The 16373-nt window shown below is 69.7% G+C and carries 12 protein-coding genes; 8 read left to right on the plus strand and 4 right to left on the minus strand.

All coding sequences use genetic code 11. The features are described 5' to 3' along the window. Positions 1-79 precede the first annotated feature (79 nt). The 4 genes from uvrA to LWF15_RS32465 all read left to right on the plus strand — a co-directional run bounded on the left by uvrA (position 80) and on the right by LWF15_RS32465 (position 5227). Entirely contained in the window at positions 80-3205 is a 3126-nt protein-coding gene (gene uvrA / locus LWF15_RS32450; protein ID WP_232814811.1) for an excinuclease ABC subunit UvrA, read from the plus strand. A gap of 308 nt (positions 3206-3513) precedes the next feature. Next, the gene (locus LWF15_RS32455; protein WP_232814812.1) at positions 3514-3936 is read left to right on the plus strand and encodes a DUF805 domain-containing protein; all 423 of its coding nucleotides are present in this window, start codon (positions 3514-3516) and stop codon (positions 3934-3936) included. A 90-nt stretch (positions 3937-4026) separates the two neighbouring features. After that, on the plus strand, positions 4027-4374 hold the full coding sequence (locus tag LWF15_RS32460; RefSeq protein ID WP_232814813.1) for a hypothetical protein: 348 nt from the start codon (positions 4027-4029) through the stop codon (positions 4372-4374). 70 nt (positions 4375-4444) lie between these two features. After that, the gene (locus LWF15_RS32465; protein ID WP_232814814.1) at positions 4445-5227 is read left to right on the plus strand and encodes a class I SAM-dependent methyltransferase; all 783 of its coding nucleotides are present in this window, start codon (positions 4445-4447) and stop codon (positions 5225-5227) included. A 7-nt stretch (positions 5228-5234) separates the two neighbouring features. On the opposite strand, the gene LWF15_RS32470 is transcribed toward LWF15_RS32465, so the two are convergent. Genes LWF15_RS32470 through LWF15_RS37090 form a run of 3 tightly spaced genes read right to left on the minus strand, consistent with a single transcriptional unit; the run spans position 5235 to position 6164 of the window. Further along, a complete protein-coding gene (locus LWF15_RS32470; protein ID WP_232814815.1) occupies positions 5235-5708 on the minus strand; it encodes a hypothetical protein in 474 nt (157 codons plus the stop codon). Between the two features lie 49 nt (positions 5709-5757). Continuing rightward, positions 5758-6021, minus strand: coding sequence for a transcriptional regulator (locus tag LWF15_RS32475; protein WP_232814816.1), 264 nt, complete (start codon positions 6019-6021; stop codon positions 5758-5760). A gap of 17 nt (positions 6022-6038) precedes the next feature. After that, positions 6039-6164, minus strand: a complete 126-nt coding sequence (locus LWF15_RS37090) for a hypothetical protein (RefSeq protein WP_269811237.1) — start codon at positions 6162-6164, stop codon at positions 6039-6041. A 126-nt stretch (positions 6165-6290) separates the two neighbouring features. Between LWF15_RS37090 and LWF15_RS32480 the strand changes: the two genes are divergently transcribed. Then, the gene (locus tag LWF15_RS32480) at positions 6291-6707 is read left to right on the plus strand and encodes a hypothetical protein (RefSeq protein WP_232814817.1); all 417 of its coding nucleotides are present in this window, start codon (positions 6291-6293) and stop codon (positions 6705-6707) included. Between the two features lie 64 nt (positions 6708-6771). On the opposite strand, the gene metH is transcribed toward LWF15_RS32480, so the two are convergent. Then, positions 6772-10407, minus strand: coding sequence for a methionine synthase (gene metH, locus LWF15_RS32485; protein ID WP_232814818.1), 3636 nt, complete (start codon positions 10405-10407; stop codon positions 6772-6774). Between the two features lie 359 nt (positions 10408-10766). Here metH and LWF15_RS32490 point away from each other — a divergent pair, with 359 nt between their 5' ends. The 3 genes from LWF15_RS32490 (at position 10767) to uvrC (ending at position 16324) form a co-directional block, all read left to right on the plus strand. Then, the gene (locus LWF15_RS32490) at positions 10767-11723 is read left to right on the plus strand and encodes a phosphotransferase family protein (RefSeq protein WP_232814819.1); all 957 of its coding nucleotides are present in this window, start codon (positions 10767-10769) and stop codon (positions 11721-11723) included. A 24-nt stretch (positions 11724-11747) separates the two neighbouring features. Next, positions 11748-14156, plus strand: coding sequence for an aminopeptidase N (gene pepN, locus LWF15_RS32495; protein ID WP_232814820.1), 2409 nt, complete (start codon positions 11748-11750; stop codon positions 14154-14156). A gap of 83 nt (positions 14157-14239) precedes the next feature. Beyond that, on the plus strand, positions 14240-16324 hold the full coding sequence (gene uvrC, locus LWF15_RS32500; protein ID WP_232814821.1) for an excinuclease ABC subunit UvrC: 2085 nt from the start codon (positions 14240-14242) through the stop codon (positions 16322-16324). The last annotated feature ends 49 nt before the right edge of the window (positions 16325-16373 follow it).

Below are 16373 nucleotides of genomic sequence, written 5' to 3' on the forward strand. Positions count from 1 at the left end.
TTCTTCTTGTCCGGATCGGCCGGTGCCTGGAGACCGTTCGAATCGAAGACTGTCGGTGGGGGCACCTAGCATGGCCTGCGTGAGTGACCGACTTATCGTTCGCGGAGCCCGCGAGCACAACCTCAAGGACGTCTCGCTCGACCTTCCTCGTGACGCGCTGGTGGTTTTCACCGGTCTGTCCGGGTCGGGCAAGTCCTCTCTGGCGTTCGACACCATCTTCGCCGAGGGGCAGCGCCGGTACGTCGAGTCGCTGTCCGCCTACGCCCGCCAGTTCCTCGGCCAGATGGACAAACCCGACGTCGACTTCATCGAGGGGCTGTCACCGGCCGTCTCGATCGACCAGAAGTCCACGTCGCGTAATCCGCGCTCCACCGTGGGCACGATCACCGAGGTGTACGACTACCTCCGGCTGCTCTGGGCCCGGGCGGGCCGGGCGCACTGCCCGGTCTGCGGCGAGGCGATCACCAAGCAGACCCCGCAGCAGATCGTCGACCGGCTGCTCGAGCTGCCCGAGGGCACCCGGTTCCAGGTGCTGGCCCCGGTCGTGCGGGCGCGCAAGGGTGAGTTCGTCGACCTCTTCGCCGACCTGCAGACCAAGGGCTTCTCCCGGGCCCGGGTCGACGGGGCGGTGGTGTCCCTGGCCGACTCGCCCACCCTGGACAAGCGCTACAAGCACACCATCGAGGTGGTGGTCGACCGGCTCTCCGCCAAGGCCTCCTCCAAGCAGCGCCTCACCGACTCGGTCGAGACCGCCCTGCAGCTGGCCAACGGCATCGTGGTGGCCGAGATGGTCGACGAGCCGGAAGACTCCCCGGCCCGCGAGCGTCGCTTCAGCGAGAAGATGGCCTGCCCCAACGAGCACCCGATCGCGATCGACGACATCGAGCCGCGGGTGTTCTCGTTCAACAACCCGTTCGGTGCCTGCCCCGAGTGCACCGGTATCGGGGTCAAGCTCGAGGTCGACCCCGAGCTGCTGGTGCCCGACGAGGACCTGACGCTGGCCGAGGGCGCGATCGTGCCCTGGACCCAGGGCTCGGCCGAGTACTTCCTGCGGCTGATGAAGGCGCTCGGCAAGGACCTCGGCTTCACCGTGAACACGCCCTGGCGGGCGCTGCCCGAGCGGGCGAAGACGGCCCTGCTGCAGGGTCAGGACTACGAGGTCCACGTCAAGTTCAAGAACCGCTTCGGCCGGGAACGCTCGTACACCACCGGTTTCGAGGGGGTGATCCCGTTCATCCAGCGCCGTCACTCCGAGACCGAGTCGGAGTGGAGCCGGGAGCGGTACGAGGGCTTCATGCGGGAGATCCCGTGCCCGGTCTGCAAGGGCACCCGGCTCAAGCCCGAGGTGCTGGCCGTCACCGTGGGCGGCAAGTCGATCGCCGAGGTCTGCTCGCTGCCGCTCACCGAGGCCGCCGAGTTCCTGGGCGGCCTGCAGCTGAACAAGCGTGAGAAGCAGATCGCCGACCAGGTGCTGAAGGAGATCCACGCCCGCATCGGCTTCCTGCTCGACGTCGGCCTGACCTACCTCTCGCTCGACCGCGCGGCCGGCACCCTGTCCGGCGGTGAGGCCCAGCGCATCCGGCTGGCCACGCAGATCGGTTCCGGTCTGGTCGGCGTGCTCTACGTGCTCGACGAGCCCAGCATCGGCCTGCACCAGCGCGACAACCGGCGCCTGATCGACACTCTCACCCGGCTGCGCAACCTGGGCAACACGCTGATCGTGGTCGAGCACGACGAGGACACGATCCGCGCGGCCGACTGGGCGGTCGACATCGGCCCGGGCGCCGGCGAGCACGGTGGTCACGTCGTGCACTCCGGCACCGTCAAGGAGCTGTACGAACACCCCGAGTCGCTCACCGGCATGTACCTGTCCGGCCGCAAGGCGATCGAGATCCCGCAGATCCGCCGCCCGCGCGACCCCAAGCGTCAGCTCACCGTGGTCGGCGCCCGCGAGCACAACCTCAAGGGCCTGGACGTCTCGTTCCCCCTGGGGTGCCTGGTCTCGGTCACCGGGGTCAGCGGCTCGGGCAAGTCCACGCTGGTCAACGACATCCTCTACACCGTGCTGGCGAACAAGCTGAACGGCGCCCGCCAGGTGCCGGGCCGGCACAAGACGGTGAAGGGCCTGGAGCACCTGGACAAGGTGGTCCACGTCGACCAGAGCCCGATCGGCCGCACCCCGCGCTCCAACCCGGCCACCTACACCGGCGTGTGGGACCACGTGCGCAAGCTGTTCGCGCAGACCCAGGAGGCCAAGGTCCGCGGCTACCAGCCGGGCCGGTTCTCGTTCAACGTCAAGGGCGGGCGCTGCGAGGCGTGCTCCGGTGACGGCACGATCAAGATCGAGATGAACTTCCTGCCCGACGTCTACGTGCCGTGCGAGGTCTGCCACGGGGCCCGGTACAACCGGGAGACCCTGGAGGTGCACTTCAAGGGCAAGACCGTGGCCGACGTGCTGGACATGCCGATCGAGGAGGCGGCCGACTTCTTCGAGGCGGTCCCGGCGATCGCCCGGCACCTGCGTACCCTGGTCGACGTCGGCCTGGGCTACGTCCGGCTCGGTCAGTCCGCCCCCACCCTCTCCGGTGGTGAGGCGCAGCGGGTGAAGCTGGCCAGCGAACTGCAGAAGCGTTCCACCGGCCGCAGCGTCTACGTGCTCGACGAGCCGACCACCGGTCTGCACTTCGAGGACATCCGCAAGCTGCTCCTGGTGCTGCAGGGGCTGGTGGACAAGGGCAACTCGGTCATCGTCATCGAGCACAACCTCGACGTGATCAAGAGCTCCGACTGGATCGTCGACCTCGGTCCCGAGGGCGGCAGCGGCGGCGGCACCCTGGTCGCCGAGGGCACCCCGGAAGACGTGGCGGCTGTCCCGGAGAGCCACACCGGTCGCTTCCTGGCCGACATGCTCGAGATCGAGAACCCGAACGCGGTCGAGGGCCGGGTGGCGGCGATCAAGAAGTCGCGCTCGGTCGCGGCCGCCACCGGCACCCGGAAAGCGGCCACCGCCAAGGCTCTTCCGGCCACGGCGACGGCCACCGCGAAGACGGGGACCAGGAGCACCGGCGCGGCCAAGACCACGCCGGCCGCCAAGAAGGCCCCGGCGAAGAAGGCCCCGGCCAAGAAGGCGACCCCCTCGGCCCGCACGGCGGCCAAGCGGATCGACCTGGAGGGCACCGGCAAGGTGGGCACCCGCCGCAGCTGACCCGAACGAGAAAAGACCGTGTGGATCGCTCGCCCGCAGCTGATCCGCACGGTCTTTTTCGTTGCCGGGCACCGGATCGTCGGATGCCGAGGGGACGGCACACCCAGGAAGCCCTGGCTGTCGGTAACGCGACACGTTCCCAGCCGGCCCGGGTCCTGCCCGAGCGCCGTTGTCTGGTTGTGACCACAAAGCGCGAATTGCGGCTTTGGCTGGCAACATACTTTTCCTGACCAGTTCCGGTGAGTCATCACCGGAGCCGGGCCGACTTCGCCGTGCCCTCTTTTCCTTACGTCGTCAGGAGTTTCCGCGTGTCCTTTTCAGAGGCCGTCAACACGGTTCTCAAGCAGAAGTACGCCACGTTCTCGGGCCGCGCCCGGCGCTCGGAGTACTGGTGGTTCTTCCTGGCCGCGGTCCTGGTCAACTTCGTGGCCACGATCATCCTGGCCCTCGGCCTGGCCGTCGCCGAGGACCTGCCCGCCGTGGCCGTGGTCGCCGGGATCATCTACGCCGTGGTCTACCTCGGAACGCTCATCCCGCTCCTGGCGGCGCAGGTCCGCCGTCTGCACGACGTCGGGCGCAGCGGCTGGTGGATGCTCATCGCCCTGGTACCGCTCGGCTCGCTCGTGCTCCTGGTCTTCGCGGTGCTCGACAGCGAAGCCGGCCAGAACAAGTGGGGCCCGAACCCCAAGGGCCTGGAGCACGGTTACGGGCACCCCGGTTTCGCCCAATAGTGCAGTGCGCGCAGGACAACCGATCGTCCTCGGCGGGCGTCTGAGGACCGAGCCAGGAAATCCCGGTCCTCTGGAGAGGAATCCAACGTCATGCGTCGCATCCTGATCGCCACCGGCCTCGCCGCCACCCTCGCCCTGGGTGGCGCCACCGCCGCCGAGGCCGCGCCCAAGAACAAGCCGTGCGTCACCCTGAAGGAGTTCGGCAAGGTGGACGTGGGCATGTCCAAGGCCAAGGTGGCAAAGATCTTCGGTACCAAGGGAACCCGCGAGAGCCTGGGCGAAGAGAGCCACGGTTACACCCAGGAGGTGCGCTCCTACAAGGTCTGCAAGGAGCCCACCGCCGTCGTCGAGGTCACCTTCCACTCCGGCGACAAGCTTCCGTCCACCAAGGTGGGCTGGACGTTCCGCAAGGTCTGGACGGAGCAGTGGACCCAGTGACCTGTTGACCGGCCGTCCCGAAGGGGCAGATCGACTATCTTCTGCCCCTTCGGTAGGCCACGATGTCGTGATGTCCGCAGAACAACCCAATGGCCGGGTTCCTGACAGCGCCTACTTCGACCGCTGGTACGCGGACATGGACATCTCGCCGGTCAAGGACGAGATCATGGCGCGGCACCTCGGCGTCCCCGGGACCTACGCCGGTTCCACCGGGGCCCTGCCCTGGGAAGGCCTCGACGAGATCGCCCGTGAGCTGCGGTTGCAGCCCGGCGATGCGCTCGCGGACATCGCCTGCGGACGTGGCGGGTACGGCATCGAGCTGGCAAGACGTTGCGGAGCGCGCCTTTTCGGAGTCGACTTCTCGGCCGTGGCGCTGAAGCACGCCGAGACCACCGCGCACCGCCACCTCGAAGAACACCGGGCCGGCTTCGCGGTGGGCACGCTCACCGCCACGAGTCTGCCCTCGCACGGGGTGAACGCTCTGCTGTGCACCGACTCGGTGCAGTTCGCCGAGCCGCCCGCCGCCGCGCTCGAGGAGTTCCGGCGAGTGCTGGTCAGCGGCGGCCGCCTGGCCCTCACCACCTGGCAACCCACCCGGCCCGACCCGCGTACCCCGCCCCGGATCAAGGCCCTTCACCTACGTCGCGACCTCGAACGCCTGGGGTTCAAGGAGATCACCCTGGCCCGCCGCGCCCGCTGGCGGGCGATCGAGTGGGCGCTGTACGAAGAGGTGGTGGCCACCCCGAACGACGGCCGCGACCTGGCCCTGGCCTCGATCCAGCAAGAGGCCCGGCGGTCGCTGGAACAGTTCGACAGCCTGCAGCGCATCGTCGTCTACGCCACCGCGCCGTAAAGCAGGCTCAGCAGCTCAGATCCTCGTCGGAGAACACGAGATCGGCCCGATCACCCAGCATGGCCTGCAACAGGGTGTCGAGAAGACGTAGGTGCGCCTGCCGAGCCTCGCCGTTGGCCTGTTCGATGCGCTGCAGTTCGGCGTCCACCGCAGACCCGGCCCCGGACCGCTCGAGCGCCTTGAAGAGCAGGCCGGCATCGAGGAATCCGCCCAAAGGGCCCTTCAGGTTCTCCAGAGACTGCAGGGTGCTCCTGAACAGATGCCCGAGAACCTTCTGGTCGGAGCGGCCCAGACCACTCAGCCCACGTGAGAGCGGAAGGCCGAAAGCGTCTTCCAGCGTGCGCACCCGGGCATTGCGCTCGTCGATCCGCGCCTGGCGCCAGTTCTCGTACGAGTCGACCTCGTCCCACTCCCACTCGTTCGGTGGGGTGCCGGCGGCCAGGTAGGCATCCAGAAGCGATGTGCGGTCGTACTGCGTCATACCGGAAGGGTAGGCGGTGACGAACCACCGAACCTGAGGACGCGTGTGGTCAGGGCTCGATCAGACTCCGGAGCGCCGCCACGTGCTCCTCGTAGGCCTGCCGGCCCTCCGGTGTCAGCTGCACCCAGGTCTTCACCCGCCCGCGGCCGGTCGGCTTGGACATCGTCAGATATCCGGCCTCCTGCAGCGCTTTCAGGTGTTTGCTCAGCACCGAGTCGGCCACCCCGAGCAGGTCGCGCAGCACCGCGAACTCGGCGCTGGTGGTGGCCTGGAGAAAGGCGCAGATGCGCAGCCGGTGCGGCGCGTGGATCATTTCGTTGAACCGCCCGGTCATGACACCGTGGCCCGCAGGTTCTCGCGCAGCGCACTGTCGTAGCGGCGCCCCAGGACCACGGTGGCCACCTCTTGGTGGGGGCCGGCCGTAGGCCGATCCAGAGAGGGGGCGAAGGATGCCATCCGCCGTTGGGGTGAAGGCTCGCACCCGGTGGTTGACGGCCCCCGACGGCATCGGTCACGATGTCCGCCCGGCGCGGCCATGACATCTTCACAGGTCAGGCGCCCTCGGCAGGAGGAACAAGCACAGTGGCCCAACGAAGTCGATACGTACTGGGCCTTCTCGGGGTAGCGGTGGTGGCCGGCCTGCTGGTGGCCGGTGTCGTGGCAACGCGGGGTGGTTCCGCGGCGAACGCCGACGACCTGCCCACGAGAACCGTGCGTCCGTCGCTGGTGTTCCAGGAGCCCACGCCCGCGGCCACTGCGGCCACCTCGTTCGGCGCGGGCAGCTACGTCGTGGGCCGCGACATCGAGCTGGGCCGCTACTCCGGGGGCCTCGACCGCGAGGTGATCGCCAACTGCTTCTGGCAACAGACCGACACCGAAGGCGCCGAGCTGGACAACGACGGCAAGGACCGTCCGAATCAGGTGCTCACGCTGCTGACGGAAGGCACCCGGCTGGTCGTGGCCGGCGAGAACTGCACGTTCGACCGCCTGCCCGACTGACCCGAGCCGTACAGAACTGAAGACGCGTGTGGGCCAGGCCCACACGCGTCTTCAGTTGGTGCTCCTAGTGGGGATCGTAGGCGAGGTTGGGACGGAGGATCTTCTCCACCTCGGCCCGCGAGACCCCGCGGCGCTGGGCGTAGTCGGCGACCTGGTCCGAACCGATCCGGCCCACCGTGAAGTACCGGGAGGACGGGTGGGCGAAGATCAGGCCGCTCACCGCGGCGGCGGGGGACATCGCGTAGTTCTCGGTCAGCGTGATGCCCACCTGGGGGGCCTTCAAGAGGTCGAAAAGCTCCGTCTTGAGCGCGTGGTCGGGAGAGGCCGGGTAACCCAGCGCCGGCCGGATGCCCCGGAAGCGCTCGGCGTGCAGGTCTTCCAGCACCGGCTGGGCGTCGGGCTCGAACCACTCGCGGCGCGCCTGCAGGTGCAGGTGCTCGGCGAACGCCTCGGCCAGGCGGTCGGCCAGGGCCTTGACCATGATGGCGCGGTAGTCGTCGTTCTGCGCCTCGTAGGAGGCGGCCAGCTTCTCCGCGCCCTGGATCGCGACCGCGAAACCGCCCACGTGGTCGCCCATTCCGGCGGGGGCCACGTAGTCGGACAAGCAGCGGTTGGGGCGCCCTTCGGGCTTGACCGTCTGCTGGCGCAGCATCGGGAACTTGACGCCGTTCTCCAGGACGATGTCGTCGCCCTCGGAGTGGGCCGGCCAGAAGCCGTAGGCCCCCTGCGCGGTGAAGTGCCCGGCCTCGATGATCTCGTCGAGCAGGGTCTGCGAGTCGTCCCAGAGGTCGCGCGCGGCCGGGTTCTCCAGGATCGCCGGGTACTTGCCCTTCATCTCCCAGGCCAGGAACAGGAACGTCCAGTCGACCATCGCCCGCAGCTCGTTCAGGTCGGCGGTGACCGCGCGCATCCCGGTGAACGTGGGCGTGGGGATCTCGGAGAAGTCGACCTTCTCGGCGTTCACCCGGGCCTGGGTGAGCGAGAGCAGGGGGTTGGCGCGGCGGTTGGCGTGCGCCTCACGCAGGCGCTCCTGCTCGGTGCGGGTGTCGGCGACGAACCCGTCGTGCTGCTCGGGGCTGAGCAGGGCGGAGGCCACGCCGACCACCCGGGAGGCGTCGAGCACGTGCACGGTGGCGCCCTCGTAGGCGGTGGCGATGCGCACGGCCGTGTGCTGACGGGAGGTGGTGGCCCCACCGATCAGCAGCGGGGTGTTCATGCCGCGCCGCTGCATCTCCTCGGCGACGTTGACCATCTCGTCGAGCGAGGGCGTGATCAGGCCGGAAAGGCCCACCATGTCGGCCTCCTCGTCGACCACGGTCTGCAGGATCTTCGCGGCCGGCACCATCACCCCGAGGTCGATCACCTCGTAGTTGTTGCAGCCCAGCACCACTCCGACGATGTTCTTGCCGATGTCGTGCACGTCGCCCTTGACCGTGGCGAGCACGACCTTGCCGGCGTTGGCCCGCCCCGAGGGCACGTTGCCCAGCCGCAGCGCCTCGGCCTTCTCGGCCTCCATGTACGGCTCGAGGTAGGCCACCGCGCGCTTCATCACCCGGGCGCTCTTGACCACCTGGGGCAGGAACATCTTGCCGGCGCCGAACAGGTCGCCGACCACCTTCATCCCGTCCATCAACGGGCCCTCGATCACCTCGAGGGGACGGGCGGCCTGCTGACGGGCCTCCTCGGTGTCGGCCTCGATGTAGTCCACGTTGCCGTGCACCAGCGCGTAACTCAGCCGCTCGTTCACCGGCGCCTCGCGCCACGAGAGGTCGACCACACGCTTGGTGCCCGCACCGCTCACCGTGCCCGCGAACGTCACCAGCCGGTCGGTGGCGTCCTCCCGGCGGTTGAACAGCACGTCCTCGATCAGCTCGAGCAGGTCCTTCGGGATGTCCTCGTAGACCGCGAGCTGACCGGCGTTCACGATGCCCATGTCCAGTCCGGCGCGCACCGCGTGGAACAGGAAGGCCGAGTTCATCGCCTCGCGCACCACGTTGTTGCCACGGAAGGCGAACGACAGGTTGGAGATACCGCCGGACAGCCGGACGCCCGGGCAGCGCTCCTTGATCCGGGGCAGCGACTCGATGAACGCCCGCGCGTAGTCGTTGTGCTCGCTCATGCCGGTGGCCACGGCCAGCACGTTCGGGTCGAAAATGATGTCCTCGGCGGGGAATCCGACCTCGTTGACCAGCAGGTCGTAGGCCCGTCCGCAGATCTCCACCCGGCGGTCGGCGGTGTCGGCCTGACCGGTCTCGTCGAAGGCCATCACCACCACGCCCGCGCCGTAACGGCGGATCCGGCGGGCGTGCTCGAGGAAGACCTCCTCGCCCTCCTTCAGGCTGATCGAGTTGACGATCCCCTTGCCCTGCAGGCACTTCAGCCCGGCCTCGAGCACGCTCCACTTGGAGCTGTCGACCATCACCGGGATCCGGGCCACCTCGGGCTCGGTGGCGATCAGGTTCAGGAAGGTCACCATGGCCTGCTCGCTGTCGAGCAGGTCGGCGTCCATGTTCACGTCGAGCACGTTGGCGCCGCCGCGGACCTGGTCCAGGGCCACCTCGACGGCGGTCTGGTAGTCGTCGGCCTCGATCAGCCGGCGGAACTTGGCCGAGCCGGTGACGTTGGTGCGCTCGCCGATCATCACGAAACCGGTGGTCTCGGTGATGTTCATCGGCTCCAGGCCGCTGAACCGGGTCTGCGGCTCGATGCTGGGCCGCGGCCGCGGCGGCAGGTCCTTCACCCTCTGGGCGATCGCCGCGATGTGCGCGGGGGTGGTACCGCAGCAGCCGCCGACCACGTTGACCAGGCCGTCGGCGGCGAAACCGCCGACCAGGTGGCTGGTCTCGCCCGGCTCCTGCTCGTACTCGCCGAACGAGTTGGGCAGGCCGGCGTTCGGGTGGCTGGCGGTGTAGGTGCCGGCCAGCCGGGCGAGATCGGCCACGTAGGGACGCATCTCGGCGGCCCCCAGCGCGCAGTTCACGCCCACGACGAGCGGGTTCGCGTGCTCGATGGAACGCCAGAAGGCCTCCACCGTCTGCCCGGAGAGGGTGCGGCCGCTGGCGTCGACGATCGTGATCGAGAACCAGACCGGCAGGTCGGGGGCGACGTCCTGGGCCGCGGCCGAGGCGGCCTTGGCGTTCAGCGTGTCGAAGATGGTCTCGATCAGCAGCAGGTCGACGCCACCGTCGCGCAGCGCCTCGATCTGCTCGGCGTAGGAGGCGTAGACCTGCTCGAACGTGACGGCCCGGAAGGCCGGGTCCTCCACCTTCGGCGAGAGCGACAGCGTGACGTTCAGCGGGCCGACCGAACCGGCCACGTAGCGCTTCACACCGGTCTGCTCGAAGGCCTCGTCGGCGGCCTGGCGGGCGATCCGGGCGGCTTCCAGGTTCATCTCGCGCACCATCGACTCCAGGCCGTAGTCGGCCTGCCCGATGCTCGTGGCGGTGAAGGTGTTGGTGGTGGTGATGTCGGCCCCGGCGGCCAGGTACTGCCGGTGGATGTCGAGGACGACCTCGGGCTTGGTGATGTTGAGCAGGTCCGGGTCGCCGGTCACGTCTTTCGGATGGTTCGCCAGGCGCGGGTCCTGGTAGTCGTCCGGGGACAGCTTCGCGTTCTGGAACATCGTGCCCCAGGCGCCGTCCAGCACCGCGATCCGGCTGTCCAGAAGCTCGCGCAGCGCGCTCGTACGATCCTGACTCATTCTTGCAACCCCACTCCGACACGGATGACGACACGTTCTGAGAGGGGCGCCCTTGTCGTGCTCGAAGCCGCAGGTGAGCGTGGCGGGAACTGCTCACGCAGTGCCCGTTGCAGCGCCTCTCGCCCCTGGCCGGTCAAAAGTTTACGTGGTAGCGACGCAGAAGCCGAGTTGCGGGGGAGTCACCGGCGCGCGGGGGGCCAGTTCCGCACCTGAAGTAAGGACGTCGGTGAGCCTGCCGGTCCACTCTTCCGGCCGCTGGATCCGGCGCTGGGCTGGGGTGACGCCGGACCGTGGGTGGTTCGGCACCCGTATGGGCGGGTTTCGGGGCCGGAAGGGTGTGGCGCCGAGCACACTGGGGTGTGCGCATCTTGTGGGGAGACCTGCCGGCCCACGTCCGGGACGAGGTCGCGGCCTGGTTCGGTACGCCGGTGGTCGGAGAACAGTCGCAGCCGGGTGGTTTCTCGCCCGGGGTGGCCTCGCGGCTGCAGTTGGCCGACGGGCGCCGGGTGTTCGTGAAGGTGGTCGGCACCTCGCGGAATCCCGACGCGCCTCACTTCCACCGGCGTGAGGCACAGGTGCTGGACTACCTGCCCACGTCTGTGCAGGCCCCTCGGCTGTTGAACTTCTATGACGACGGTGACTGGGTGGCGCTGGTCATCGAGGACGTGGAGGGCCGGCCGCCGCGGCTGCCCTGGCAGGCCGAGGAGCTGGCGCGGGTCATGGCGGCGCTGGAACGGATGGCCGAGGACCTGACCCCGGCCCCACCGGCGGCCACCCGTGCGTTCGCCGACGTGATAGCCCGGAAGCTCAGCGGATGGCGGGAGTTCCGGGACTGCGAACATCTCGTGCCGGACCCCTGGGCCCGCGAGCACCTGGAGTCCCTGATCGCGCTGGAGGCCCGGGCCCCGGCCGCGGCGCGCGGCTCCACTCTTCTGCATGCTGATCTGCGCGACGACAACCTGCTGATCACCGCCGACGGTGAGGTGGTCGTGGTGGACTGGCCGCACGCGGCGGTGGGGGCCGCCTGGTGCGACTTCCTGCTCTTCCTGCCCAGCGCCGCAGCCTTCGGTGGGGTTGCGCCCGGATCGGCCTGGGCGCAGTTCGGCCCGGCTCGCGCGGCCGCGCCCGACGACGTGAATGCCGTGCTGGCCGCCGTCACCGGATTCTTCCTGCACCAGGCCTCACTGCCCGCGCCGCAGAACCTGCCCACGTTGCGCGCGTTCCAGCGGGCCCAGGGACACGCGGCGCTGGGTTGGTTGCGGGAAAGGGTGGACGGGCGGGGCCAGGATGGGTTTGATCGATGTTTTGACCGATAAGTCGCAGAGGTGGGGAGCGCGATCGTGGGGGAAGTCAAGAGCCTGACGCAGGGCGAGGCCGAGGAGCGGGCGGGGCTGCTGGACGTGCAGCGCTACGACATCGCCGTTGATCTGACCGATCTGCCGACCGGGCCGGTGGTGCGCACGGTCTCGACCATCACCTTCACCTGTGCCCGGCCGGGGGCGTCCACCTTCGTCGACGCCGCGGCCCGCGTGCTGGGCGCCACCCTGAACGGCCGCGAGCTCGGCCCGGCGGCGCAGGGGCGGCTGCCGCTGGACGATCTGGCCGAGAGCAACGTCCTGGTGGTCGAGTGCGAGCAGGCCGACACCCGGGAGGGCGCCGGGGTGCACAAGGCGGTGGACCCGGCCGACGGCGAGGTCTACCTCTGGATGACGTTCGAGCCGGACCAGGCCCGGTTCGTCTGGGCCTGCTTCGACCAGCCGGACCTGAAGGCCCCGCACGCCTTCACGGTGACCGCCCCCACCGGCTGGACGGTGACCAGCAACTCCGGTGCGGCCCAGACCGAGGCCGCCGGATCGTCCACGGTCTGGAAGTTCGCCCCGACCCCGCCGCTGTCGCCGTACAACACGGTGGTCAACGCCGGCCCGTTCCACCAGGTGCGCCGGTCGGTGGGGGAGTACGACCTCGGGCTGTACTGCCGGCGCTCGCTGGCCGCGGTGCTCGAGCGCGACGCGGACAAGCTGTTCACCGTCACCGCCGAAGGCCTGCAGTTCTTCGGCGAGCAGTTCGGGATGCCCTTCCCGCAGAGCCGTTACGACCAGGTGTTCGTGCCCGAGTTCGGTGGCGCGATGGAGAACTTCGGCTGCGTCACCTGGGCCGACGTGCACCTGCGGCGCAACCCGCCGACCCCCAGCGAGGACGAGCTGCAGGCCCGGATCCTGCTGCACGAGATGGCCCACATGTGGTTCGGCAACATCGTGACCATGCGCTGGTGGGACGACCTGTGGCTGAACGAGTCGTTCGCCGAGTTCGCGGCCAACTGGGCGGCCGCCTCGGCCACCCGCCACACCAGCGCCTGGGCCCGGCACCTCACCGACCAGAAGCTCGAGGCCTACCTGGCCGACCAGGGGCCGGTCTCGCACCCGATCCGCCAGCCGATCCGCGACGTGGCCCAGGCGATGTCGATCTTCGACGCGATCACCTACCCCAAGGGCGCGTCGGTGCTGCGGCAGCTGCAGGTCTACGTCGGCGAGGAGGCCTTCCGGGCCGGGATGACCTCGTACTTCAGCCGTTTCGCCTGGCAGAACACCACCCTGCAGGACCTGGTGGACGAGCTGCGGGCCGCCTCCGGCAAGGACCTGGACGCCTGGCGGGCGGGCTGGCTGGAGACGGCCGGCACCGACCGGTTCACCCTGGAGTTCGCGGCCGGGCAGCCGGTTCTGGTGGGGCAGGGCCCGGCCGGGGCGCCGCGCCCGCAGGTGCTCGCGGTCGGTGCCTACCGCGAACAGGACGGGACTCTGGTGCGCGAGGCCCAGCAGCTCGTCGAGGTCGAGGCGGCGCGCACCCCCGTGGACCTGCCGGCCGGGGCGGACTTCTACCTGCTCAACGACGACGACCTCACCTTCGCGAGCACCCGTCCGGTGGCGTCGGCCGAGGTCGCCGGAAAACTGCCCACGACGATCGCCCGCGCGGTCGCGGTCTCGTCGATCTGGGACGCGTTGCTGGCCGGCGAGGTGAGCGCGGGGCAGACGTTCTCCGGTCTGCTCGCAGCGCTCCGGGTCGAGACCGTGCCCTCCATCGCCGAGACCTACCTGACGCTGGCCGCGAACGTGACCGAGCTCTGGTCGCCCGCGGCGCATCGGGAGCGCCAGGCCGAGGAGCTGGCCGAGGTCTGCCGTGACCTGGCCGGGCAGCCGGCGCTGCGGGCGGCCGCGCTGCGCACCCTGGTCCGGGTCGGCACCGACGTGGAAGAGCTGATCGGCGACGACATCGAGCTGCGCTGGCGGGCCCTGGTGCGGCTGTCCGAGCTCGGGGTCGACACCGGCCCGGCGGTGAGCGACCTGCTGGCCTCCGACCCCGACCCGGACGCCAAGGCCCGGGCCTTCGCCGTACGGGCGGCGGCTCCGGACGCCGAGAGCAAGGCGGAGGTGTGGCAGGCCCTGGCGAACCGCGAGGTGCCGCTGGGGGCGGTGCGCTCGGTCACGACCGCCTTCTGGCGGCCCGGCCAGGACGAGCTCCTGGCCGGGTACGGCGAGAAGTACCTGGCCCTGCTGCCCACCATCCACGCCGGCGGGATGATCCCCGGGCTCTACTACACCGAGGGGATGTTCCCCCTGTTCGGCCAGGACCAGGAGTTCGTGGACCGGGCGCTGGCGGCCACCAAGGCAGACCTGGCGCCGGTGGTGGCGTCCACGTTGCTCGGCCGGGCCGACGAGGTCTCGCGGATGCTGCGGGCGCGCAACCGGGAGTGAGACGGCGGGGTCGTCCGGACCGGCAGCACTGCCGGGCGACCCCACGACCGGAAACTGTCGGTGGTGCCGCCTAAGGTGGATCTGTGGCTGATCCGTCTACGTACCGACCCGCGGTCGGAACCATTCCCGAGCAACCCGGGGTCTACCGGTTCCGCGATGCCTCCGGCCGGGTCATCTACGTGGGCAAGGCCAAGAGCCTGCGCCAGCGGCTGAACTCGTACTTCGCCGATCCGGCCGGGCTGCACCCGCGTACCCAGACGATGGTGTTCACCGCCGCCTCGGTGGAGTGGACCACGGTGAACACCGAGGTCGAGGCGCTGCAGCTGGAGTACTCCTGGATCAAGGAGTACGACCCGCGGTTCAACGTGAAGTACCGCGACGACAAGTCCTACCCCTACCTCGCCGTCACCATGGGCGAGGAGTTCCCCCGGGTGCAGGTCATGCGCGGGGCCAAGCGCAAGGGCACGCGCTACTTCGGGCCCTACGCGCACGCCTGGGCGATCCGCGAGACGGTCGACCTGCTGCTGCGGGTGTTCCCGGTGCGCACCTGCAGCAACGGGGTGTTCAAGCGGGCCGGTCAGGTCGGCCGGCCCTGCCTGCTGGGCTACATCGACAAGTGCTCGGCGCCCTGCGTCGGCAAGGTCGACGCCGAGCAGCACCGGCGCCTGGCCGACGACTTCTGCGACTTCATGGGCGGGCGCACCGAGCGCTACGTCAAGCGCCTGGAGCGCGACATGATGCAGGCCTCGCACGACCTGGAGTTCGAGCAGGCGGCCCGGCTGCGCGACGACATCAAGGCGCTGTCGCGGGCGATGGAGAAGAACGCGGTGGTGCTGCCCGACGGCACCGACGCCGACGTGTTCGCCCTGGCCGACGACGAGCTCGAGGCCGCGGTGCAGGTGTTCCACGTGCGCGGCGGCCGGATCCGCGGCCAGCGCGGCTGGGTGGTCGAGAAGGTGGAGGACGTCTCCACCGGCGACCTGGTCGAGCACCTGCTGCAGCAGGTCTACGGCGACACCAACGGTGAGGCGGTGCCCCGCGAGGTGCTGGTGCCGCACGAGCCGCCGGCCCTCGAGGAGGTCGAGAGCTGGCTGGCCGGGCTGCGGGGTTCCCGGGTCGAGGTGCGGGTGCCGCAGCGCGGTGACAAGCGCACCCTGATGGAGACGGTGGCCCGCAACGCCGGCCAGGCCCTCACCCTGCACAAGACCCGCCGGGCGGGCGACCTGACCACCCGGTCCAAGGCGCTGCAGGATATCCAGGAGGCACTCGACCTGCCCGAGGCGCCGCTGCGGATCGAGTGCTACGACATCTCGCACATCCAGGGCTCCAACGTGGTCGCCTCGATGGTGGTCTTCGAGGACGGGCTGTCCAAGAAGTCCGAGTACCGCAAGTTCACGATCAAGAGCCTGGCCGAGGGCAGCTCCGACGACGTGGCCTCGATCCGCGAGGTGATCAGCCGCCGCTTCCGCCGGCTGCTCGACGAGAAGGCCGGTATCGAGCAGGAGCAGGCCACCCGGGCCGCCGTGGCCGCCGGTGCCGACCCGGCCACCGGCGAGATCCTCGACCAGGCGCCCTCTCTCGAGGAAGAGGGAGGCGTGCCCGCCGGGGTCCCGTCCGGGATCGACCCGGAAACGGGGCGCCCGCGCAAGTTCTCCTACACGCCCAACCTGGTCGTGGTCGACGGCGGTGCCCCGCAGGTGGCCGCTGCCGCGGCGGCGATGCGCGAGCTGGGCATCGAGAACGTGGCGCTCTGCGGTCTGGCCAAACGCCTGGAAGAGGTCTGGATCCCGGACGACGACCAGCCGGTCATCCTGCCGCGTTCCAGCGAGGGCCTGTACCTGCTGCAGCGGGTGCGCGACGAGGCGCACCGCTTCGCCATCACGCACCACCGCCAGCGTCGCAGCACCGCCATGACGGCCAGCGAGCTGGACGCCGTACCCGGCCTCGGCCCGGCCCGGAAGAAGGCGCTGCTGGCTCACTTCGGCTCGGTCAAGAAGCTGCGCGCGGCCTCGGTCGAGGCGATCGCCTCGGTGCAGGGGGTGGGGCCGAAGGTGGCCCAGGCGGTGTCCGACACGCTGAACCCCGACCGGGCCGCCGCCGAGGGCGACACGGTGGTAGGGGAGCAGCCTGTCGCGGTGGACATGGCCACCGGGGAACTGCTCGACTGACCCGGCGAATCCACAGACATCGCCCGACAAGTTCCGACCCGAGAAATTT

This window comes from Kineosporia rhizophila (assembly GCF_021277265.1).
In the GTDB taxonomy this organism is placed as follows: domain Bacteria; phylum Actinomycetota; class Actinomycetes; order Actinomycetales; family Kineosporiaceae; genus Kineosporia; species Kineosporia rhizophila.